The organism is Pseudomonas baetica (assembly GCF_051216495.1).
Taxonomy (GTDB): Bacteria; Pseudomonadota; Gammaproteobacteria; order Pseudomonadales; family Pseudomonadaceae; genus Aquipseudomonas; species Aquipseudomonas baetica_B.
Window position 1 is genome coordinate 1 of sequence record NZ_JBPKAM010000061.1, and the last position, 20,275, is coordinate 20,275.

The 20,275-nt window shown below is 58.8% G+C and carries 26 protein-coding genes; 15 read left to right on the plus strand and 11 right to left on the minus strand.

Going from position 1 to position 20,275, the window contains the following annotated elements; all coding sequences use genetic code 11:
* The first annotated feature begins 285 nt into the window (after positions 1 to 285).
* From ACSFE6_RS20445 to ACSFE6_RS20465, 5 genes are read left to right on the plus strand one after another with little or no spacing between them, the layout of a single operon-like run.
* The gene (locus tag ACSFE6_RS20445; RefSeq protein WP_435429282.1) at positions 286 to 693 is read left to right on the plus strand and encodes a FagA protein; all 408 of its coding nucleotides are present in this window, start codon (positions 286 to 288) and stop codon (positions 691 to 693) included.
* Positions 674 to 2,050 carry a class II fumarate hydratase gene (locus tag ACSFE6_RS20450; RefSeq protein WP_435429283.1) on the plus strand — a complete coding sequence of 459 codons (1,377 nt, stop codon included), beginning with the start codon at positions 674 to 676 and terminating at the stop codon, positions 2,048 to 2,050. The genes ACSFE6_RS20445 and ACSFE6_RS20450 overlap by 20 nt, the downstream gene beginning before the upstream one ends.
* Positions 2,051 to 2,077: 27 nt before the next feature.
* Positions 2,078 to 2,506 carry a hypothetical protein gene (locus ACSFE6_RS20455; protein ID WP_435429284.1) on the plus strand — a complete coding sequence of 143 codons (429 nt, stop codon included), beginning with the start codon at positions 2,078 to 2,080 and terminating at the stop codon, positions 2,504 to 2,506.
* Between the two features lies 1 nt (position 2,507).
* Positions 2,508 to 3,119 carry a superoxide dismutase gene (locus tag ACSFE6_RS20460; protein ID WP_435429285.1) on the plus strand — a complete coding sequence of 204 codons (612 nt, stop codon included), beginning with the start codon at positions 2,508 to 2,510 and terminating at the stop codon, positions 3,117 to 3,119.
* A gap of 28 nt (positions 3,120 to 3,147) precedes the next feature.
* On the plus strand, positions 3,148 to 4,041 hold the full coding sequence (locus ACSFE6_RS20465) for a ZIP family metal transporter (protein WP_435429286.1): 894 nt from the start codon (positions 3,148 to 3,150) through the stop codon (positions 4,039 to 4,041).
* Positions 4,042 to 4,098: 57 nt separating this feature from the next.
* Here the strand turns inward: ACSFE6_RS20465 and ACSFE6_RS20470 are convergent, their stop codons facing one another.
* From ACSFE6_RS20470 to ACSFE6_RS20515, 10 genes are all read right to left on the minus strand, one after another.
* On the minus strand, positions 4,099 to 4,374 hold the full coding sequence (locus ACSFE6_RS20470; RefSeq protein WP_433738692.1) for an HPr family phosphocarrier protein: 276 nt from the start codon (positions 4,372 to 4,374) through the stop codon (positions 4,099 to 4,101).
* 15 nt (positions 4,375 to 4,389) lie between these two features.
* On the minus strand, positions 4,390 to 5,247 hold the full coding sequence (gene rapZ, locus ACSFE6_RS20475) for an RNase adapter RapZ (protein ID WP_435429287.1): 858 nt from the start codon (positions 5,245 to 5,247) through the stop codon (positions 4,390 to 4,392).
* A 2-nt stretch (positions 5,248 to 5,249) separates the two neighbouring features.
* Positions 5,250 to 5,714, minus strand: coding sequence for a PTS IIA-like nitrogen regulatory protein PtsN (gene ptsN, locus ACSFE6_RS20480; protein WP_435429288.1), 465 nt, complete (start codon positions 5,712 to 5,714; stop codon positions 5,250 to 5,252).
* Between the two features lie 12 nt (positions 5,715 to 5,726).
* Positions 5,727 to 6,035: a ribosome hibernation-promoting factor, HPF/YfiA family gene (gene hpf, locus ACSFE6_RS20485; protein WP_435429289.1), complete on the minus strand. Its 309-nt coding sequence runs from the start codon at positions 6,033 to 6,035 to the stop codon at positions 5,727 to 5,729.
* 74 nt (positions 6,036 to 6,109) lie between these two features.
* Entirely contained in the window at positions 6,110 to 7,603 is a 1,494-nt protein-coding gene (locus ACSFE6_RS20490) for an RNA polymerase factor sigma-54 (protein WP_435429290.1), read from the minus strand.
* A 184-nt stretch (positions 7,604 to 7,787) separates the two neighbouring features.
* Positions 7,788 to 8,513: an LPS export ABC transporter ATP-binding protein gene (lptB, locus tag ACSFE6_RS20495; protein WP_435429291.1), complete on the minus strand. Its 726-nt coding sequence runs from the start codon at positions 8,511 to 8,513 to the stop codon at positions 7,788 to 7,790.
* Positions 8,513 to 9,061: a lipopolysaccharide transport periplasmic protein LptA gene (gene lptA / locus ACSFE6_RS20500; protein WP_435429292.1), complete on the minus strand. Its 549-nt coding sequence runs from the start codon at positions 9,059 to 9,061 to the stop codon at positions 8,513 to 8,515. Before lptA ends, lptB begins: the two co-directional genes overlap by 1 nt.
* Positions 9,048 to 9,620 (minus strand): LPS export ABC transporter periplasmic protein LptC, encoded by a 573-nt coding sequence (gene lptC, locus ACSFE6_RS20505; protein WP_435429293.1) that lies wholly within the window; start codon positions 9,618 to 9,620, stop codon positions 9,048 to 9,050. The genes lptA and lptC overlap by 14 nt, the downstream gene beginning before the upstream one ends.
* Before the next feature lie 7 nt (positions 9,621 to 9,627).
* The gene (locus ACSFE6_RS20510; RefSeq protein ID WP_096513437.1) at positions 9,628 to 10,152 is read right to left on the minus strand and encodes a KdsC family phosphatase; all 525 of its coding nucleotides are present in this window, start codon (positions 10,150 to 10,152) and stop codon (positions 9,628 to 9,630) included.
* Positions 10,152 to 11,126: a KpsF/GutQ family sugar-phosphate isomerase gene (locus tag ACSFE6_RS20515; protein ID WP_435429294.1), complete on the minus strand. Its 975-nt coding sequence runs from the start codon at positions 11,124 to 11,126 to the stop codon at positions 10,152 to 10,154. The genes ACSFE6_RS20510 and ACSFE6_RS20515 overlap by 1 nt, the downstream gene beginning before the upstream one ends.
* Before the next feature lie 273 nt (positions 11,127 to 11,399).
* Between ACSFE6_RS20515 and ACSFE6_RS20520 the strand changes: the two genes are divergently transcribed.
* From ACSFE6_RS20520 to hisC, 10 genes are all read left to right on the plus strand, one after another.
* Positions 11,400 to 12,212, plus strand: a complete 813-nt coding sequence (locus ACSFE6_RS20520) for an ATP-binding cassette domain-containing protein (RefSeq protein WP_435429295.1) — start codon at positions 11,400 to 11,402, stop codon at positions 12,210 to 12,212.
* Positions 12,212 to 13,009 carry a lipid asymmetry maintenance ABC transporter permease subunit MlaE gene (mlaE, locus tag ACSFE6_RS20525; protein ID WP_435429296.1) on the plus strand — a complete coding sequence of 266 codons (798 nt, stop codon included), beginning with the start codon at positions 12,212 to 12,214 and terminating at the stop codon, positions 13,007 to 13,009. The genes ACSFE6_RS20520 and mlaE overlap by 1 nt, the downstream gene beginning before the upstream one ends.
* Positions 13,009 to 13,476: an outer membrane lipid asymmetry maintenance protein MlaD gene (mlaD, locus tag ACSFE6_RS20530; RefSeq protein ID WP_435429297.1), complete on the plus strand. Its 468-nt coding sequence runs from the start codon at positions 13,009 to 13,011 to the stop codon at positions 13,474 to 13,476. Before mlaE ends, mlaD begins: the two co-directional genes overlap by 1 nt.
* 11 nt (positions 13,477 to 13,487) lie before the next feature.
* Positions 13,488 to 14,141 (plus strand): MlaC/ttg2D family ABC transporter substrate-binding protein, encoded by a 654-nt coding sequence (locus ACSFE6_RS20535; RefSeq protein ID WP_435429298.1) that lies wholly within the window; start codon positions 13,488 to 13,490, stop codon positions 14,139 to 14,141.
* Positions 14,138 to 14,443: an STAS domain-containing protein gene (locus ACSFE6_RS20540; protein ID WP_435429299.1), complete on the plus strand. Its 306-nt coding sequence runs from the start codon at positions 14,138 to 14,140 to the stop codon at positions 14,441 to 14,443. The genes ACSFE6_RS20535 and ACSFE6_RS20540 overlap by 4 nt, the downstream gene beginning before the upstream one ends.
* Positions 14,444 to 14,557: 114 nt before the next feature.
* Complete coding sequence (locus ACSFE6_RS20545; RefSeq protein WP_077045294.1) at positions 14,558 to 14,797, plus strand: BolA family protein; 240 nt, start codon at positions 14,558 to 14,560, stop codon at positions 14,795 to 14,797.
* A gap of 22 nt (positions 14,798 to 14,819) precedes the next feature.
* Positions 14,820 to 16,085, plus strand: a complete 1,266-nt coding sequence (murA, locus tag ACSFE6_RS20550) for a UDP-N-acetylglucosamine 1-carboxyvinyltransferase (protein WP_175389508.1) — start codon at positions 14,820 to 14,822, stop codon at positions 16,083 to 16,085.
* Between the two features lie 125 nt (positions 16,086 to 16,210).
* A complete protein-coding gene (gene hisG, locus ACSFE6_RS20555; RefSeq protein WP_008018703.1) occupies positions 16,211 to 16,846 on the plus strand; it encodes an ATP phosphoribosyltransferase in 636 nt (211 codons plus the stop codon).
* Positions 16,847 to 16,971: 125 nt separating this feature from the next.
* Positions 16,972 to 18,297, plus strand: coding sequence for a histidinol dehydrogenase (gene hisD / locus ACSFE6_RS20560; RefSeq protein WP_435429300.1), 1,326 nt, complete (start codon positions 16,972 to 16,974; stop codon positions 18,295 to 18,297).
* 2 nt (positions 18,298 to 18,299) lie between these two features.
* The gene (hisC, locus tag ACSFE6_RS20565) at positions 18,300 to 19,352 is read left to right on the plus strand and encodes a histidinol-phosphate transaminase (RefSeq protein ID WP_435429301.1); all 1,053 of its coding nucleotides are present in this window, start codon (positions 18,300 to 18,302) and stop codon (positions 19,350 to 19,352) included.
* A 118-nt stretch (positions 19,353 to 19,470) separates the two neighbouring features.
* Here the strand turns inward: hisC and ACSFE6_RS20570 are convergent, their stop codons facing one another.
* The gene (locus ACSFE6_RS20570) at positions 19,471 to 20,202 is read right to left on the minus strand and encodes a DUF4198 domain-containing protein (RefSeq protein WP_435429302.1); all 732 of its coding nucleotides are present in this window, start codon (positions 20,200 to 20,202) and stop codon (positions 19,471 to 19,473) included.
* Positions 20,203 to 20,275 lie beyond the last annotated feature (73 nt).

The following is a 20,275-nucleotide window of genomic DNA, read 5'->3' on the forward strand; positions in this document are numbered from 1 at the left end:
GTGCGACCCAAGCGGCTACTTTCCGCCGCTAACCTCCTTCCTCCCCCCACCAAAAAGCCCCCCCCCCCCATCGGGTGGCGCGCCTTTTTTATGTTCATTGCACAAGCCCCTTGTGGGAGCGAACCTGCTCGCGAATGCGGTGTGTCAGTCAACACAGTTGCTGAATGTTAGGCCGCCTTCGCGAGCAGGCTCGCTCCCACAATAGATTTCACACAGTCAGGCGGGGTTGTTTTGGTTCTCATTATCATCTAATAATAAATCTCATTATCGAATGAGCCCCGGATCATGAGTTCTGCCTTGCACGAGCAGCCTTACCTCGAAAGCTGGCGCTGGATGAGTCGCCAGATCCGTTGCGCGATGGACCCCGACGAGCCTCGCCTGATCGAACATTACCTGGCCGAAGGCCGGTATCTGGCTTGTTGCACGGCGACCTCACCCTGGACTGTCGCCGAAACCTCCTTCCGTTTATTGCTCGATACCGCTGCGGATGTCGCCCTGCCATGGCACTGGCGGACCTACTGCCTCGATCAGGCCTGGCGCCCGCTGCGTGATCTCGAACGCCTTTCCCTCTGCAAATGCCGCCTCAAACGCTGGCAAAGCTACACCTGGCAACTGGCGACCTGCGAGTTGCAGCCTTCGATTCCCTTAACTGAACTGGTGCAAGGATTTTCAGATGACCAAGACACGTATTGAGCGCGACAGCATGGGCGAGCTTCAGGTCCCGGAAGACGCCCTCTACGGCGCGCAGACTCAGCGTGCGGTGGATAACTTCCCGATCAGTGGCAAGCCGATGCCGGTGCAGTTCATTCGCGCGTTGATCCTGGCCAAAGCGGCGGCGGCCCGCGCCAACGTTGAGCTCAAGCAGATCAGCGAATCCCAGGGCAAAGCCATCGTCGACGCGGCGCAAGGCCTGCTTGAAGGCGATTTCATGCAGCACTTCCCGGTGGATGTCTTCCAGACCGGTTCCGGTACCAGTTCCAATATGAACGCCAACGAAGTGATCGCCACGCTGGCCAGCCGCCTGCTCGGCGAGCCGGTGAACCCCAATGATCACGTCAATTGCGGCCAAAGCAGCAACGACATCGTTCCAACCACCATCCACGTCAGTGCGGCGCTGGCATTGCACGAACAGTTGCTACCGGCCCTGAACGGCCTGGTGCAGGTGATCGAACACAAGGCCGGGCAGGTTCATCACCATGTCAAAACCGGACGCACCCATCTGATGGACGCAATGCCGGTGCGCCTGAGTCAGGTGCTTAACGGTTGGGCCCAGCAACTCAAGGCCAATATCGGCCATCTGCAAGGCCTGCAGGCAAGCCTGCAGTCCCTGGCACAGGGCGGCACGGCAGTGGGTACAGGGATCAATGCACATCCAGAGTTCGCAGCGCGTTTCAGTCAGCAACTGAGCAAGTTGACCCACGTCGAATTCACACCGGGTGTTGATCTGTTCGCGTTGATCGGCTCCCAGGACACTGCTGTCGCCGTCTCCGGCCAACTCAAGGCCACGGCGGTATCGCTGATGAAAATCGCCAACGATTTGCGCTGGATGAACTCCGGGCCATTGGCCGGTCTTGGTGAGATCGAACTGGAAGCCCTGCAACCGGGCTCTTCGATCATGCCCGGCAAGGTCAACCCTGTGATTCCGGAAGCCACAGCCATGGTCGCCGCCCAGGTCATCGGCAACGACACGGTCATCACCATCGCTGGTCAATCGGGCAACTTTGAATTGAACGTGATGCTGCCGATTGTCGCCCAGAACCTGCTGAGCAGCATCGAGTTGCTGGCCAATGCCAGCCGTTTGCTGGGCGAAAAGGCCATCGCCAGTTTCAAGGTCAACGACGCACGGCTCAAGGAAGCGTTGTCGCGCAACCCGATTCTGGTGACTGCGCTCAACCCGATCATCGGATACCAGAAAGCTGCAGAAATCGCCAAGAAGGCCTATGCGCAAGGTCGACCGGTGATCGATGTAGCACTGGAACACACCGACCTCTCGCGCAGCCAGCTGGAAGAGTTGCTTAACCCGGAAAAACTCACCGCAGGTGGCGTGTAAGCATCACCGCCGCTTTGGAGGTTCACCATGGAGCACTGGAAACGCACGATCGAAAGAGCCAACCGCTTTTTCATGCAGGGCGAGCTGGTCGACGCCCGCGAGGCTTACTTGCAGGCGCTGGCCCTGGCCCAGGTGTTGTTCGAGCGTTGGGCGGATGCTGATGAAGCGGTGGCGGCTTGCGTGATTTCCCATCACAACCTGGCGGACCTGCATTTGCGTCTGAACCAGCCGGAGGAGAGCGCCGAATACCTCTGTGCTATCCATCAACGGCTGTTGCAGGCCATGCAGGATCCGCGACTGACGCCGGCGCTGCGCGAAGCAGCGCTGCGCCAGAGCAGCAAAACCTATGTCGAACTGCTGAGTTTCATCAGCGAACACGGCGAGTACCCCCGTACCCATCGTTTGCTGCATATCGATGCCGTGTCACCTGCGCCTCACCACCATGGAGTCCATTGAAATGGCTTTTACCTTGCCTGCCTTGCCGTATGCCTACGACGCCCTGGAGCCGCATATCGATGCGCAAACCATGGAGATTCACTACACCAAGCACCACCAAACCTACATCAACAACCTGAACGCGGCCATCGAAGGCACCGAGTTCGCCGAATGGCCGGTGGAAAAACTGGTGGCCGCGGTGCAGCAACTGCCAGAAAAGCTTCGAGCGGCGGTGATCAATCAGGGAGGTGGTCATGCCAACCATTCGTTGTTCTGGGAAGTCATGGCACCTCAGGGTGGTGGCAAGCCTGAAGGCGCATTGGCCAGGGCCATCGACGAACAGTTGGGCGGTCTCGACCGTTTCAAGGAGGCCTTCACGAAAGCAGCGCTGACCCGTTTCGGCAGTGGTTGGGCCTGGCTGAGCGTGACGCCGCAAAAGAACCTGGTCGTGGAAAGCAGCGGCAACCAGGACAGTCCGTTGATGAGCGGCAATACGCCGATCCTTGGCCTGGATGTGTGGGAGCACGCCTACTACCTGCAGTATCAGAACCGCCGTCCGGAATACATCAGCGCGTTTTACAACGTGATCAACTGGCCTGAAGTCGCTGCGCGTTATCAGGCTGCACTGGTTTAAGTCTTCAAAAAATAATTCAAGGCTGACTATGGGCACTGAAACGCTGGCGGTCACAAGTGGGCGAATGTTTCGTTACGCATTTGGATCGTTGTTAGTGCTGGTGGGCATGAGCCTGCTGGTGGCGCACGGACTGGAGTGGCTGGATCTGGAGTCGAAACTGTCACGGGCGTTGCAGGGCGGTGCGATCTGCGCCCTGGGTACTGCGCTTGGCGCGGTACCCGTGCTGGTGATCCGGCGGATGCCCCAGGCGCTCAGCGATACATTGCTGGGGTTTGGTGCCGGAGTGATGCTGGCGGCAACTGCTTTTTCGCTGATCGTACCGGGCATTGCGGCGGCAGAAAACCTTGGCATGACCCCATGGGTGTCCAGCGGTCTAATCTGTTTTGGCATCATGCTCGGTGCATTCGGCCTGTTTCTGGTTGATCGTAAAGTGTCCGGTGCATCGCCGGAAATGCTCATCGGCACTGCGGAGCATCCGGTGATTCCACCGCGCATCTGGCTGTTCGTGTTCGCGATCATTGCCCATAACATTCCCGAAGGCATGGCTGTCGGTGTTTCGGCCGGTGGCGGTATGTCGGATGCCGACAGTTTGGCGATGGGCATTGCGTTGCAGGATGTGCCGGAGGGACTGGTGATCGCTTTGGTGTTGGCCGGGGCAGGGATGTCACGGTTCAGGGCGTTCCTGATCGGTGCCGCTTCCGGTCTGGTCGAACCGGTATTTGCCCTGCTGTGCGCGTGGTTGGTGAGTCTGGCCGAACTGCTATTGCCCTTGGGGCTGGCCTTGGCGGCCGGGGCCATGTTGCTGGTGGTCACCCACGAGGTCATTCCCGAATCCCGTCGCCATGGTCATGACAAGCTGGCCAGCCTGGGGTTGCTGGTCGGATTCTGTTTGATGATGGTGATGGATACGGCGCTCGCTTGAATTGTGGCAAGGGAGCTTGCTCCCTCGCCACAGGAGATCATCTGATATGGCCGGGAGTTACTCGCCTTCGTCGAAGTAGTTGTTGATCAAGGCCACCAGCGCATCCATCGCTTCCTGTTCCTGCTCGCCTTCCGTGCTCAGATGGATTTTGGTGCCCTTGCCTGCGGCGAGCATCATCATGGCCATGATGCTTTTACCGTCGACGGTGGATTCTGGCGTGCGTCCTACCCGGATGGTGCATTCCTTGAATTGGCCGGCAACCCCGACGAACTTGGCAGACGCACGGGCATGCAAACCCAGCTTATTGATGATTTCGATTTCCAGAGCAGGCATCGCGATGTGAATCCTTTAGCTGAGGTCGCGGTGGCGGACCTGGACGTTCTTCAGGGATTGTTGCAGGGTCTTGCCCAAGCGTTCGGTCAGGTAGACAGAGCGGTGGTGCCCGCCCGTGCAGCCGATGGCAATGGTGACATAGGCGCGGTTACTGGCAGCAAAGCGGGGTAACCATTTGAGCAGATAGCTGGAGATGTCCTGGAACATCTCTTCGACATCCGGCTGGGCCGCCAGGTACTCGGCAACCGGTTGATCGAGTCCGGACTGTGCTCGCAGCTCCGGCTTCCAGTAGGGATTGGGCAGGCAGCGCACATCGAACACCAGATCGGCGTCCACCGGCATGCCGCGCTTGAAGCCGAAAGACTCTACCAGGAACGCGGTACCGGGTTCCGGCTGGTTCAGCAGGCGCAGCTTGATGGTATCGCGCAGCTGATACAGGTTCAGGCTGGTGGTGTTGATTTTGAGGTCGGCCAGGTCGGCAATCGGGCCGAGCAGACTCGACTCATCCTTGATTGCCTCGGCCAGCGAGCGATTGGCGCTGCTCAGCGGGTGGCGACGCCGGGTTTCCGAGAAGCGTTTGAGCAGGGTTTCTTCGTCGGCATCCAGATACAGGACGTTGCACTGGATAAACCGGCTGCGGACTTCTTCCAGCAGTTCCGGAAACCGTGACAAATGGCTTGGCAGGTTGCGGGCATCAATGGAGACGGCAACCAGCGGCTGTAACATTTCGGTGTGAATCAACGCGCGCTCGGCCAGTTCCGGCAGCAACCCGGCAGGCAGGTTGTCGATGCAGTAGTAACCGTTGTCCTCCAGTACATCGAGGGCGGTACTTTTGCCTGAGCCGGAGCGGCCGCTGACGATGATCAAACGCATGGTTAGTGCCCGTTTTGCTCGTCCAGGACAACCTGATACAAGGCTTCATTGCTCGGGGCGCTGCGCAGTTTGTCGCGCACATCCTTGCGGTCGAGCATGCTGGCGATCTGGCGCAACAACTCCAGGTGCGCATCGGTAGCGGCTTCCGGGACCAGAAGTACGAACAACAGGTCGACCGGGGCGCCATCGATAGCGTCGAAATCGATTGGGGCGTCAAGGTGCATCAAGGCGCTGATGGGCGAATTGCAACCCTTGAGGCGGCAGTGAGGAATGGCGATGCCGTTGCCAAAACCGGTAGAACCGAGTTTTTCACGGGCAATCAAAGCCTCGAAGACATCTTGCATCTCCAGATCCGGCACTTCGCGGTGGATAAGGTTGGCAATTTGCTCAAGGGCTTTCTTTTTACTGCCGCCCGGCACGTTCACCAGGGAACGGCCGGGGGTCAGGATACTTTCAAGTCGGATCATGGGTTGGGAGTGTTAACGACCGGTAGCACCCTGGAGGAGGCTCTGGGTCTTTTCCTTATGCTTTTTAAGTTGTTTGTCCAGCTTGTCGGTCAGTGCGTCGATCGCCGCGTACATATCGGTATGTTCCGCGTTGGCGACCACTTCATTGCCGGGAATATGCAGCGTGGCTTCGATTTTCTGCTTCAGCTTTTCGACCGTCATCGTGACCTGCACGTTGGTGATCTTGTCGAAATGTCGCTCCAACCGATCGAGCTTTTCGCCGATGTAGGCGCGCAGGGGTTCGGTCACTTCCAGTTGGTGTCCACTGATGTTGACTTGCATACAGCTTCTCCTTCGTTGCCAGTGCATAAAGCGGTAGACCAGATGATCTACCACTGGAACGCTGTGGCGTGGCTCTACATCAGCCGCTTACGTTCGCTCGAAGGCGCGATTCCGAGGGATTCGCGGTACTTGGCGACGGTGCGGCGAGCCACCTGAATGCCTTGTGCCTCCAGTAAACCAGCGATCTTGCTGTCACTCAACGGCTTTTTCTGATTTTCCGCGGCAACCAGTTTTTTGATGATCGCGCGGATCGCCGTGGACGAGCATTCGCCGCCTTCGGAGGTGCTGACATGGCTGGAAAAAAAGTATTTCAGTTCATAGATGCCCCGAGGGGTATGCATGAATTTCTGCGTGGTCACCCGTGAGATCGTCGACTCATGCATGCCGACCGCTTCAGCGATGTCATGCAGTACCAGCGGTTTCATGGCTTCGTCGCCATACTCCAGGAAGCCGCGCTGATGCTCGACGATCTGGGTGGCTACTTTCATCAGGGTTTCGTTGCGGCTTTGCAGGCTCTTGATGAACCAGCGGGCTTCCTGCAACTGATTACGCATGAAGGTGTTGTCGGCACTGGTGTCGGCACGGCGCACGAAACCTGCGTACTGGGCGTTGACCCGCAGGCGTGGTACCGACTCCTGATTGAGTTCCACCAGCCAACGCTCGTTGTCCTTGCGCACGATCACGTCGGGAACGACGTATTCGGCTTCGGTGGACTCGATCTGCGAGCCTGGGCGCGGGTTGAGGCTCTGGACCAGTTCGATCACCTGGCGCAGTTCATCTTCCTTGAGTTTCATGCGGCGCATCAGCTGGCTGTAGTCACGGCTGCCGAGCAGGTCGATGAAATCGGTGACCAGGCGCTTGGCCTCGGTCAGCCAAGGTGTTTTGGCGGGCAACTGGCGCAATTGCAGCAGCAGGCATTCGCCCAGATTACGGGCACCAATGCCCGCAGGTTCGAATTGCTGGATGCGGTGCAGGACGGCTTCGATTTCGTCCAGTTCGATGTCCAGTTCCGGATCGAAGGCTTCGAGGATTTCCTCGAGTGTTTCGTCCAGATAACCCTGATTGTTGATGCAGTCGATCAATGTCACGGCGATCAGCCGGTCAGTGTCGGACATTGGCGCCAGGTTCAGCTGCCAAAGCAGGTGGCTTTGCAGGCTCTCGCCGGCCGATGTGCGGGTGGTGAAGTCCCACTCGTCGTCATCGTTGCTCGGCAGGCTGCTGGCGCTGGTCTGGTAGACGTCTTCCCATGCAGTGTCGACGGGAAGCTCATTGGGAATGCGCTCGTTCCAGTCGCCTTCGTCGAGGTTATCAACGGTCGGGGCGCTTTCCTGGTAGGACGGTTCCTGAATGTCGGTGTTGGGCTTCTGTTCGGCGTTGTCGGCCAAGGGGTCGGAGTTATCGAAGTCGTCGCCTTCTTCCTGGCGTTCGAGCATCGGATTGGACTCCAGGGCCTCCTGGATTTCCTGTTGCAGGTCCAGGGTCGACAATTGGAGCAGGCGGATGGCCTGTTGCAGCTGCGGCGTCATCGTCAGCTGCTGGCCCATTCTCAAGACTAGCGATGGTTTCATGGCAGGGGCTTAACACCTTATTCGCCGGCGCACATGCGCCATCCACTACAGGGCGCCGGAGCGCCAAACATAAGCAAATTATATGCCCGAAATTGCAGTGTTTGCCTAGAGCGCTGTAACAATAAAAAGGAGTTGATTTTTTATCGAAACGAGCGCTCGGTCGACTAGCCAGGCACCTCAGTGCTTACAGGCGGAACTCGTGGCCCAGGTACACTTCCTTGACGAGATCATTGGCCAGGATAGTGTCGGAGTCGCCTTCGGCAATCAGTTGGCCGTCATTGACAATGTAGGCGGTTTCACAGATATCCAGGGTCTCGCGGACGTTGTGGTCAGTGATCAGCACGCCAATGCCCTTGGCCTTGAGGTGATAGATGATCTGTTTGATGTCGCCCACCGAAATCGGGTCCACGCCGGCGAAGGGTTCGTCGAGCAGGATGAATTTCGGGTTGGTGGCCAGCGCGCGAGCGATTTCCACGCGGCGGCGTTCGCCGCCGGACAGGCTCATCCCGAGGTTGTCGCGGATGTGGCTGATGTGGAATTCCTGAAGCAGGCTTTCCAGTTCCTTGCGACGACCGGCCTTGTCGAGCTCCTTGCGGGTCTCGAGGATCGCCATGATGTTGTCGGCTACCGACAGCTTGCGAAAGATCGAGGCTTCCTGCGGCAGATAGCCAATACCGGCCTTCGCACGACCGTGCATGGGCTGGTGGCTGACGTCCAGGTCGTCGATCAGGACGCGGCCCTGATCTGCCCTTACCAGGCCGACGATCATGTAGAAGCAGGTGGTCTTGCCGGCACCATTGGGGCCAAGCAGGCCGACGATCTGACCGCTGTCGATGGACAGGCTCACATCACGCACGACCTGGCGGCTCTTGTAGCTCTTGGCCAGATGCTGAGCTTTCAGAGTTGCCATTACTGGGCCTTTTGCTCGTCGGTTTTCTTTTTCGGCTGGATCACCATGTCGATGCGCGGACGCGCTTCGGTGACCTTGCTGCCGGTAGCGCGACCCGCGCTGGCCAGCTTTTTAACGGTGTCGTAGACGATTTTTTCGCCCTGGGTGACGTTGTTGTCCTTGTCGACAACCTTGGCGCGGTCGATCAGAACGACGCGGTTCTGAGTCGCGTGATACTGGATGGTCACACCCCAGCCTTGAACAGGCTTTGCGTCGCCCGCAGTCTGCAGTTGTTCGAAGTAGGCAAGGTTGCCCACTGACGTCACCACATCGATATCGCCATTGGGCGCGCGGGTCATGGTCACTTTGTTGCCGGTGACCTTCATCGAGCCTTGGGTGATGATCACATCGCCCGTGTAGGTGGCGATACCGTTCTTGTCGTCCAGTTGGGCGTCGTCGGCCTGGATGCGGATAGGCTGCTGTTGGTCATCCGGCAGAGCCCAGGCGCTCACGCTTCCCAGTGCTGCGCCCAGACTGAGCAAAATAGGGAGGGTTTTAACGAGCCTCATACTGTCCTCTTACGTTCGATAGCAGGTGTATCCTGCTTTCTTTCAAGTACGCTTTCATTCCATTGCCAGTCGACACACCGCCAGCGCCGTCGATTCTAACGGGTTGATCGGTCTGCGCATATTGCTGCTGCGGGAACACGGTCATGCGGGTGGTGGTGATCAGGGTTCTGCGGTTCTTCTCGTCGAAACGCGTGATGCGTACCGAATCGATCAGCTCGACCTGTGTGCCGTCCGGATTGACTTCACCCTTCTCGCTCTGGACGTGCCACGGGAACTGGGTGCCACGGAACATGTTCAGGTCGGGATTGGTCAGCAACGTTACTTCGGTCGCTTTCAGGTGTTCGACCTTGTCCGATGTCATTTCGTATTGCAGTTTCCCGTCCGGCAGGAACTGCACACTGTGGGCGTTGGTGGCGTAATAGTCGATCTCGCTGTTGTCGACTTGCACAACCGGCTTGTCGAGAAAGCGCTCCGGACTGATGTTCCAATAGCCAACCGCGGCGAAAATCGCCGCGATGCAACCGAACATCAGAATGTTGCGAATTTTTTTGCTCAGCATGTTTGGCTCACAAGTACGCAGCGTTGGCCGCATCGAGGCGGCCTTGGGCGCGCAAGATCAGTTCGCAGAATTCCCGGGCGGCACCTTCGCCGCCGCGGGCCTGAGTAATGCCGTGAGCGTGTTCACGCACGAAACTGGCGGCGTTGGCCACTGCCATGCCCAGGCCTACGCGGCGTATGACCGGAAGGTCAGGCAGGTCGTCGCCCAGATAAGCGACCTGTTCATAGCTTAGGTTGAGTTGGCCAAGAAGCTCGTCGAGCACGACCAGTTTGTCTTCACGCCCCTGATACAGATGCGGAATACCGAGGTTCTTCGCTCGTCTCTCGACCACCGGTGTCTTGCGGCCGCTGATAATGGCGGTTTGCACGCCGGCGGCCATCAGCATCTTGATGCCCTGGCCATCGAGGGTGTTGAACGTCTTGAACTCGCTGCCGTCTTCTAGGAAGTACAGGCGCCCGTCGGTGAGAACGCCGTCGACGTCGAAAACCGCCAGTTTGATCTGTTGGCCGCGTTGCAGCAGGTCAGTGCTCATTACATTACCCCCGCACGCAACAAGTCGTGCATGTTCAAGGCGCCGACCGGACGGTCTTCGCTGTCGACCACGACCAGTGCGTTGATTTTATGGTCTTCCATGATTTTCAGGGCCTCGGCGGCGAGCATCTCGGCGCGGGCTGTCTTGCCGTGGGCGGTCATGACCTGGTCGATGGTGACGCTGTGGATGTCGATCGTGCGGTCCAGAGTGCGGCGCAAATCGCCGTCGGTGAAGATCCCGGCCAGCTTGCCGTCGGCCTCGAGAATCACGGTCATGCCCAGGCCCTTGCGGGTCATTTCCATCAGCGCGTCCTTGAGCAGCGTGCCGCGCTGAACCTGCGGCAGGTCTTGTCCGGCGTGCATGACGTTTTCCACTTTCAGCAACAGGCGTCGTCCCAGTGCTCCGCCGGGATGGGAAAAGGCGAAGTCTTCAGCGGTAAATCCGCGGGCTTCCAGCAGGGCGACGGCCAAGGCGTCACCCATCACCAGTGCGGCGGTCGTCGACGACGTGGGGGCCAGGTTCAGTGGGCAGGCCTCATGCTCAACGTGAACGTTGAGGTTGACCTCGGCGGCCTTGGCCAGCGGCGAATCGGGATTGCCGGTCACGCTGATCAGTTGAATGCCCAGGCGCTTGATCAGTGGCAACAGCGTCACGATTTCATTGGTGGAGCCGGAGTTCGACAGCGCCAGGATGATGTCGTCGCGGGTGATCATGCCCATGTCACCATGGCTGGCTTCAGCCGGGTGGACGAAAAAAGCCGTGGTGCCGGTGCTGGCCAGGGTGGCGGCGATCTTGTTGCCGATATGCCCCGATTTGCCCATGCCGACTACGACTACGCGGCCTTTGCTGGCCAGAATCATCTCGCAAGCGCGTACGAAATCAGCGTCGATATGCGGCAGCAAGCCTTGTACGGCTTCCACTTCGAGGCGGATGGTGCGTTGGGCGGATTGAATCAGGTCGCTGGATTGGCTCATGTCAGAAATCGTTTAGCCTGATGAAAAGGCGGCGATTATAGCGGTTATGAGCAAAACCCTCACGCAAGTTCGTCGCGCATTGTTATTACTTGTTACTTAATCCCTCTAGATGAAGCTTTTTGCGCGCCATGTTATTAAACAAGGTCCGGCAATGACCTTGGGTGCGTCGCGTTTGCAGTGATATAGTTCGCCGCCAGTTCGGCCCGCCCGGGAGATGTGCTTTCGTCAGAAAGTCAGGCGTCCGAGTGAGAGGCTGCATCGCAAGGAGTTTAGATGAGTGCCGATAACGCCTACGCGGTCGAGCTGAAGGGACTGACCTTCAAGCGCGGCAAGCGCAGCATTTTCAATAACGTCGATATCCGTATTCCCCGCGGCAAGGTCACCGGCATCATGGGGCCTTCCGGGTGTGGCAAGACTACGCTATTGCGGTTGATGGGCGCGCAGTTGCGGCCTACCAAGGGCGAAGTCTGGGTCAACGGTCAGAACCTGCCGAAGCTCTCGCGCAGTGATCTTTTCGATGCCCGCAAGCATATGGGCGTGCTGTTTCAGAGCGGTGCACTGTTCACCGATCTCGATGTGTTCGAGAACGTGGCCTTTCCGCTACGCGTTCACACCGAGCTGCCCGATGAAATGATCCGCGACATCGTCCTGCTCAAATTGCAGGCCGTGGGCTTGCGTGGCGCCATCGAACTGATGCCTGACGAACTGTCCGGTGGCATGAAGCGTCGTGTCGCATTGGCGCGGGCAATTGCACTCGATCCGCAGATCCTCATGTACGACGAGCCCTTTGTCGGCCAGGACCCTATTGCCATGGGCGTACTGGTGCGCCTGATCCGCCTGCTCAACGATGCGCTGGGTATCACCAGTATCGTGGTTTCCCACGATCTGGCGGAGACCGCGAGCATTGCCGATTACATCTATGTGGTGGGTGACGGGCAAGTATTGGGGCAGGGTACACCTGAAGAACTGATGAATTCGGACGACCCGAAAATTCGTCAATTCATGACCGGGGAGCCCGATGGTCCGGTCCCGTACCACTTTCCAGCGCCGGATTACCGCGCAGATCTTCTGGGGAAGCGCCGCTGATGCGCAGAATTACATTATTGGAACGCGTACGGCGGTTCGGTCTGGCCGGAATCGATACCGTTGCGGTGTTCGGCCGTTCGACCCTGTTCCTGTTCCACGCCTTGCTCGGTCGCGGCGGCATTGGCGGCGGCTTCGGCCTGCTGGTCAAGCAACTGCACTCGGTAGGCGTGATGTCGCTGGTGATCATCGTGGTCTCCGGGATTTTCATCGGCATGGTGCTGGCACTCCAGGGCTTCAACATCCTGTCCAGCTACGGTTCGGAGCAGGCGGTTGGGCAGATGGTTGCCTTGACCCTGTTGCGCGAATTGGGGCCGGTGGTGACGGCGTTGTTGTTCGCCGGGCGTGCCGGTTCGGCGTTGACGGCGGAAATCGGCAACATGAAATCCACCGAGCAATTGTCCAGTCTGGAAATGATCGGGGTCGACCCGCTCAAGTACATCATTGCCCCACGCCTGTGGGCCGGCTTCATTTCCCTGCCGGTGCTGGCGATGATTTTCAGCGTGGTGGGTATCTGGGGCGGCTCGTGGGTCGCTGTCGACTGGCTTGGCGTCTACGAGGGCTCCTACTGGTCGAACATGCAGAACAGCGTGACCTTTGCTGACGATGTGCTCAACGGCACCATCAAAAGCATGGTGTTTGCCTTTGTCGTCACCTGGATCGCCGTATTCCAGGGCTATGACTGTGAGCCCACTTCCGAGGGGATCAGTCGTGCCACTACCAAGACCGTGGTGTATGCCTCCCTGGCTGTGCTCGGCCTGGACTTTATTCTGACCGCCTTGATGTTTGGAGATTTCTGATGCAAAACCGCACCCTGGAAATCGGTGTCGGCCTTTTCCTGCTGGCTGGCATCCTGGCTTTGCTGCTGCTGGCTCTGCGGGTCAGTGGCCTGTCCCCGAGCCCGAGTACCGATACCTATAAACTTTATGCGTATTTCGACAATATTGCCGGTTTGACTGTCAGAGCTAAAGTGACCATGGCCGGTGTAACCATCGGCAAGGTCACGGCGATCGATCTGGATCGCGACAGTTTCACCGGTCGAGTGACCATGCAGCTGGAAAAAAGCGTCGATAATCTGCCGTCCGATTCCACTGCATCTATCCTGACCGCTGGTCTGTTGGGCGAGAAGTACATCGGTATCAGCGTTGGCGGGGAAGAGTCCCTGCTCAAGGATGGCGGAACCATCCACGACACCCAGTCGTCGCTGGTGCTCGAAGACCTGATCGGTAAGTTCCTTCTCAACACCGTTAGCAAAGACCCCAAATGAGGAATTTGTAAATGATCTCTACCTTGCGACGTGGCCTGTTGGTATTGCTCGCAGCCTTGCCGTTGGTGGCTAACGCCGTGGCAGCGCCTTCCGCACACGATCTGGTGCAGGACACCACCAACCGTATGCTGGCCGACCTGGCCGCCAACAAAGAGAAGTACAAGCAGGATCCGCAGGATTTTTATACGGCCCTGAATAACATTGTCGGACCTGTCGTGGATGCCGAAGGTATCTCCAAGAGCATCATGACGGTCAAGTACTCGCGTAAAGCCACACCTGCGCAGATGAAGACCTTTGAGGAAAACTTCAAAAAAGGCCTGTTCCAGTTTTATGGCAATGCCTTGCTCGAGTACAACAACCAGGGCATCACCGTTGATCCAGCCAAGGACGAGTCGGGCGACCGTACGAGCGTCGGCATGACGGTCAAGGGCAGCAGCGGTGCGATCTATCCAGTGTCCTATACCCTGGAAAAGATCAACGGCGAGTGGAAACTGCGCAACGTCATCATCAACGGTATCAACATCGGCAAGCTGTTCCGCGATCAGTTCGCCGATGCGATGCAGCGCAATGGCAACGACCTGGACAAGACCATCAATGGTTGGGCCGGGGAAGTGGCCAAGGCCAAGGAAACCGCCGAGCAGTCCACCGAGAAACAAACCCAATGAGTGAGTCGGCAGTCCTGATGGACGAAGCCGGCGAGCTGCGTCTGAGCGGCGTGCTGGATTACCGCACCGGCCCTGGCCTGCGTGAGCAGGGAAGGGCGCTGATCAAGGCCAGCAAGGCCTCGGCGCTGGTGGTCGATTGTTCGGAAGTCACCAAGTCCAGCAGCGTCGGCCTGTCGTTGTTGCTGTGCTTCATGCGTGATGCGAAGGCGGCCGGCAAGTCGCTGAGCCTGCGCGGGATGCCGGAAGACATGCGCGAAATCGCTCAGGTCAGTGAGCTGACCGAGCTGTTGGCGAATACCTAACCCGCATCGATAAACAAGCCCCCCGTCAGAGTCCTGCTCCGCGGGGTTCGCAGGCGCGGGGCTTTTTTGTATGATGTCCGACCCGCGCGCACAGGGCGCCGATTGAGGTTGAGCATGCAGGCCGTAGAAGTGAAAAGCTTCCTTGAAGCAAAGCTGCCAGGAACGCAGGTGGAAGTTGAAGGCGAAGGCTGCAATTTCCAGCTGAACGTGATTAGCGATGAACTGGCGGCATTGAGCCCGGTCAAGCGTCAGCAGCAGATCTATGCCCATTTGAACCCGTGGATCACCGATGGCAGCATCCATGCGGTCACTATGAAATTTTTCAGCAGCGCGGCCTGGGCCGAGCGCACCTGAGCCCAAGGGCGTCGAGATTCTTATGGATAAATTGATTATTACTGGCGGTGCTCGTCTTGACGGCGAAATCCGCATCTCCGGGGCGAAGAACTCCGCCCTGCCGATCCTGGCGGCCACGCTGCTGTGCGACGGTCCGGTGACCGTTGCCAACCTGCCACACCTGCACGACATCACCACCATGATCGAATTGTTCGGTCGCATGGGGATCGAGCCGGTGATCGACGAGAAGCTGGCCGTCGAAATCGACCCGCGCACCATCAAGACTTTGGTTGCTCCGTACGAACTGGTTAAAACCATGCGGGCGTCGATTCTGGTACTGGGCCCGATGGTCGCTCGTTTCGGTGAGGCCGAAGTGGCCCTGCCTGGCGGATGCGCCATTGGCTCGCGTCCAGTTGACCTGCACATCCGTGGCCTGGAAGCCATGGGTGCGATCATCGACGTTGAAGGCGGCTACATCAAGGCCAAGGCCCCTGAGGGCGGCCTGCGCGGTGCGCACTTCTTCTTCGACACCGTCAGCGTGACCGGTACCGAAAACATCATGATGGCGGCCGCTCTGGCCAAGGGTCGCAGCGTACTGGCAAACGCCGCGCGCGAACCTGAAGTCGTCGACCTGGCGAACTTCCTGAACGCCATGGGTGCCAAGGTTTCCGGCGCCGGCACCGACACCATCACCATCGATGGCGTCGAGCGCCTGCACACCACCACATACAAGGTGATGCCTGACCGTATCGAAACCGGCACCTACCTGGTTGCCGCTGCCGTGACCGGCGGCCGTGTGAAGGTCAAGGATACTGATCCAACGATCCTCGAAGCCGTTCTGGAAAAACTCCGTGAGTCAGGTGCTGAAATCACCACCGGTGACGACTGGATCGAGCTGAACATGCACGGCAAGCGTCCGAAAGCCGTCAACGTGCGGACCGCTCCGTACCCGGCGTTCCCGACCGACATGCAGGCGCAGTTCATCTCCCTCAACGCCATTGCCGAAGGCACTGGCGCTGTGATCGAGACGATCTTCGAAAACCGCTTCATGCACGTTTACGAACTGCACCGCATGGGTGCCAAGATCCAAGTCGAAGGCAACACGGCCATCGTGACCGGTACCGAAAAACTCAAGGGCGCGCCCGTCATGGCGACCGACCTGCGTGCTTCGGCCAGCCTGGTGATCTCGGCATTGATCGCCGAAGGCGATACCCTGATCGACCGCATCTACCACATCGACCGTGGTTACGAGTGCATCGAAGAGAAACTGCAGATGCTGGGCGCCAAGATCCGTCGCGTTCCGGGCTAGTTTCTGTTTCATCGGCACAGGGACGTGCCCATTGGTTTTCCAGTCGAGCCGGTTTCCGGCTCGATGCGTGTCCGGCGCCGATTGCGACCGGGCATAAGATTCCTGATTAAGGACTGACGTTTCCCATGTTGACCATCGCACTGTCCAAGGGCCGCATCCTTGACGACACCCTGCCGCTTCTGGCTGAAGCGGGCATCGTGCCGACCGAGAATCCGGACAAGAGCCGCAAGCTGATCATTCCCACGACCCAGGAAGATGTACGCCTGTTGATCGTGCGTGCCACCGACGTGCCGACCTATGTCGAGCATGGTGCCGCCGACCTGGGTGTCGCCGGTAAAGATGTGCTGATGGAATATGGCGGCCAGGGCCTGTACGAACCACTGGACCTGCAAATTGCCCAGTGCAAGCTGATGACCGCCGGCAAGGTCGGCGCGGTTGAGCCCAAGGGTCGTCTGCGTATCGCCACCAAGTTCGTCAACGTTGCCAAGCGTTACTACGCCGAACAGGGTCGCCAGGTCGATATCATCAAACTGTACGGTTCGATGGAGCTGGCACCGCTGATCGGCCTGGCCGACAAGATCATCGACGTGGTCGACACTGGCAACACGCTGCGGGCCAACGGCCTGGAGCCACAGGATTTCATTGCCGCCATCAGCTCCCGGCTGATCGTCAACAAAGCTTCGATGAAAATGCAGCATGCCCGTATCCAGGCGTTGATCGATACCCTGCGCAAGGCAGTGGAATCTCGACACCGCGGCTGATTCACCTGCGCGACGTCAAGTCGCGCCGTCTATCCGCCTCATAGCCAGAATTCTCAGGTGCCCAAGCGGATCGAATGTTAGCTTCGGGCGCCTGAGTTTTTTGCCAATCCTATGAGGCTCTCGCTATGACCGCACCGACTGCAATTCGCCGACTCAACGCTGCTGACCCGGATTTCGCGCATCATCTGGATCATCTGCTGAGCTGGGAAAGTGTGTCTGACGACTCGGTCAATCAGCGCGTGCTGGACATCATCAAGGCCGTGCGCGAGCGTGGCGATGCGGCGCTGGTGGACTACACCCGCCAGTTCGACGGGTTGGACGTGGCGTCCATGGCCGACCTGATCCTGCCGCGCGAACGACTGGAGCTGGCGTTGACGCGCATTACCGTGCCTCAGCGTGAAGCCCTGGAAAAAGCCGCGGCCCGCGTGCGCAGCTACCACGAAAAGCAGAAGCAGGATTCCTGGAGCTACACCGAGGCCGACGGCACCGTCCTGGGCCAGAAAGTCACGCCGCTGGATCGCGCCGGTTTGTATGTACCCGGTGGCAAGGCATCGTATCCGTCCTCGGTACTGATGAATGCGATTCCGGCCAAGGTTGCTGGCGTGACCGAAGTGGTCATGGTAGTGCCGACGCCGCGCGGTGAGGTCAACGAACTGGTGCTGGCCGCAGCTTGCATCGCCGGTGTGGACCGCGTGTTCACCATCGGTGGCGCTCAAGCCGTTGCCGCCTTGGCTTACGGCACCGAAAGCGTGCCGCAGGTCGATAAGGTCGTCGGCCCGGGCAACATCTATGTGGCCACTGCCAAGCGCCACGTGTTTGGCCAGGTCGGTATCGACATGATTGCAGGTCCTTCGGAAATCCTCGTGGTGTGCGACGGCCAAACCGATCCGGACTGGATCGCCATGGACCTGTTCTCCCAGGCCGAGCACGATGAAGACGCGCAAGCCATCCTGGTCAGCCCGGACGCTGCGTTCCTCGACAAGGTTGCCGCCAGCATTGCCAAGCTGCTGCCGACCATGGATCGCGCCACCATCATCGAAACCTCGATCAATGGCCGTGGTGCGCTGATTCAGGTGCGTGACATGGAACAGGCCATGGAAGTGGCCAACCGCATTGCGCCGGAACACCTGGAATTGTCCGTCGCTGATCCGCAAGCCTGGCTGCCGCAGATCCGCCATGCGGGTGCAATTTTCATGGGCCGCCACACCTCGGAAGCCCTGGGCGACTACTGCGCAGGTCCCAACCACGTGTTGCCGACCTCAGGCACCGCTCGGTTCTCGTCGCCGTTGGGCGTGTACGACTTTCAGAAGCGCTCGTCGATCATCTTCTGCTCCGAAGCCGGCGCTTCGGAGCTTGGCAAGACAGCCTCGGTACTGGCCCGTGGCGAATCGCTGAGTGCCCACGCGCGCAGCGCTGAATACCGCATTCTTGATGAGAAGAAGGGGAACTGAGCATGAGTAAATTCTGGAGCCCGTTCGTCAAGAATCTGGTGCCTTACGTGCCGGGCGAGCAGCCGAAACTGGCGAAACTGGTGAAGCTCAACACCAATGAAAACCCGTACGGTCCATCGCCCAAGGCACTGGCGGCGATGCAAACCGAACTGAACGACAACTTGCGTCTGTACCCTGATCCGAACAGCGATCTGCTCAAGAATGCCGTCGCCAACTATTACGGCGTGAAGAGCAACCAGGTGTTCCTCGGCAACGGTTCTGATGAAGTACTGGCGCATGTTTTCCATGGCTTGCTGCAGCACGACAAGCCGCTGCTGTTCCCGGACATCAGCTATAGCTTCTATCCGGTTTACGCCGGGTTGTACGGCATCCAGTTCGATGCCGTTCCGTTGGACGAGCAGTTCCAGATCAATCCGGCGGACTACGCCAAGCCGAACGGCGGGATCATCTTCCCCAACCCGAACGCACCGACCGGTTGCCTGTTGGCACTGGAGGCCGTGGAGCGAATCCTCAAGGCCAGCCCGGACTCGGTGGTCGTGGTGGATGAGGCTTACATCGACTTCGGTGGAGAAACCGCGATCAGTCTGGTGGACCGTTATCCAAACCTGCTGGTGACCCAGACACTGTCCAAATCCCGCTCGCTGGCCGGTCTGCGGGTTGGCCTGGCAGTGGGGCATCCCGACCTGATCGAAGCGCTGGAGCGGATCAAGAACAGCTTCAACTCCTATCCACTGGATCGCATGGCGAATGTCGGCGCGGCGGCGGCGTTCGAGGATCGCGAATATTTCGACAAAACCTGTCGTCTGGTGATTGAAAGCCGTGAATGGGTGACCGCGCAGTTGCAGGCCAAGGGCTTTGAAGTGCTGCCGTCGGCGGCGAATTTCATTTTTGCCCGTCACCCGCAGCATGATGCGGCGGGGCTGGCAGCGAAGTTGCGCGAGCAGGGTGTGATCGTTCGGCACTTCAAGCAGGAGCGGATTGCGCAGTTCCTGCGGATCAGCATCGGCACGCCGGAGCAAAATCAGGCATTGATCGACGGCCTCGGCGACCTCTAATCCAATATAGAGCCTGTGGGAGCGAGCCTGCTCGCGAATGCGGTTTAACCGTCAACGATGATGTTGAATGTTATGCCCCCTTCGCGAGCAGGCTCGCTCCCACAGTTTTTAGTGTGTGTTACTCGTGATGCGGCTCGCCCAGGAACGTCAGCGAACTGAACAGCCCTCGACTGTTCACGTCGACGCTGTCCTTCACCGGCACTTCCACCTGCGCTGAAATCACATTCAACCCTTCATTGCGCACCAGCACCTGTGCCCGACCGTCCTTGTCGGTCTCGGTGGTCAGGGTGTTCGGCGCGTTGCGATAGTCGCCCACCAGCTTCACGCCCGCCGCCGGTTTGCCATCCAGTAGCACTCGGACCGGCAGCGACTGGCCCGGCCCGACGGTCAGTGGATCGACCTCCGGCAGGATCAGCAACTTGATCTGATCCAGTTTCGGCAATTTCGCCCCCGGCTGATAGATCGCCAGGCTGTATTTGAACGTCTGCGTGGACTCGATGGCGCCGGGCACTTTGCTGCGGCCTTCGTTGATCCACTTTTTTTCGGCGGTTTGCGACCACATGCCGTTATTGAGCGCCACGGCAATAACGGCGGGCGGCTTCAGCGGTTGCAGGCGGGCGTGGTCAGCCAGGCGCTGTACCGTTACCGGAATCATTTTTCCGTTGCCGTCATAGGCCCAGGCGCCGCTGATTTTCTGTGCCTTGAAGGCGTTGTCCTCGGCGCCGTGGCCGTAGATCACTTCGATGTTGCCGCGGCGCTGTTCGGTCCACAGACCGTGGGCCGAGGCCTCGGCGGAAAACAGCAGGGCCAGCAATGCCAAGGGTTTGAGAGGGCTTTTTTGAGGCGACATGTTATGTTGTTCCAATGCTGTAATTGAAACAATATAACATGCCTAATGAGAATGTCTTTCAATAGTTCGATGT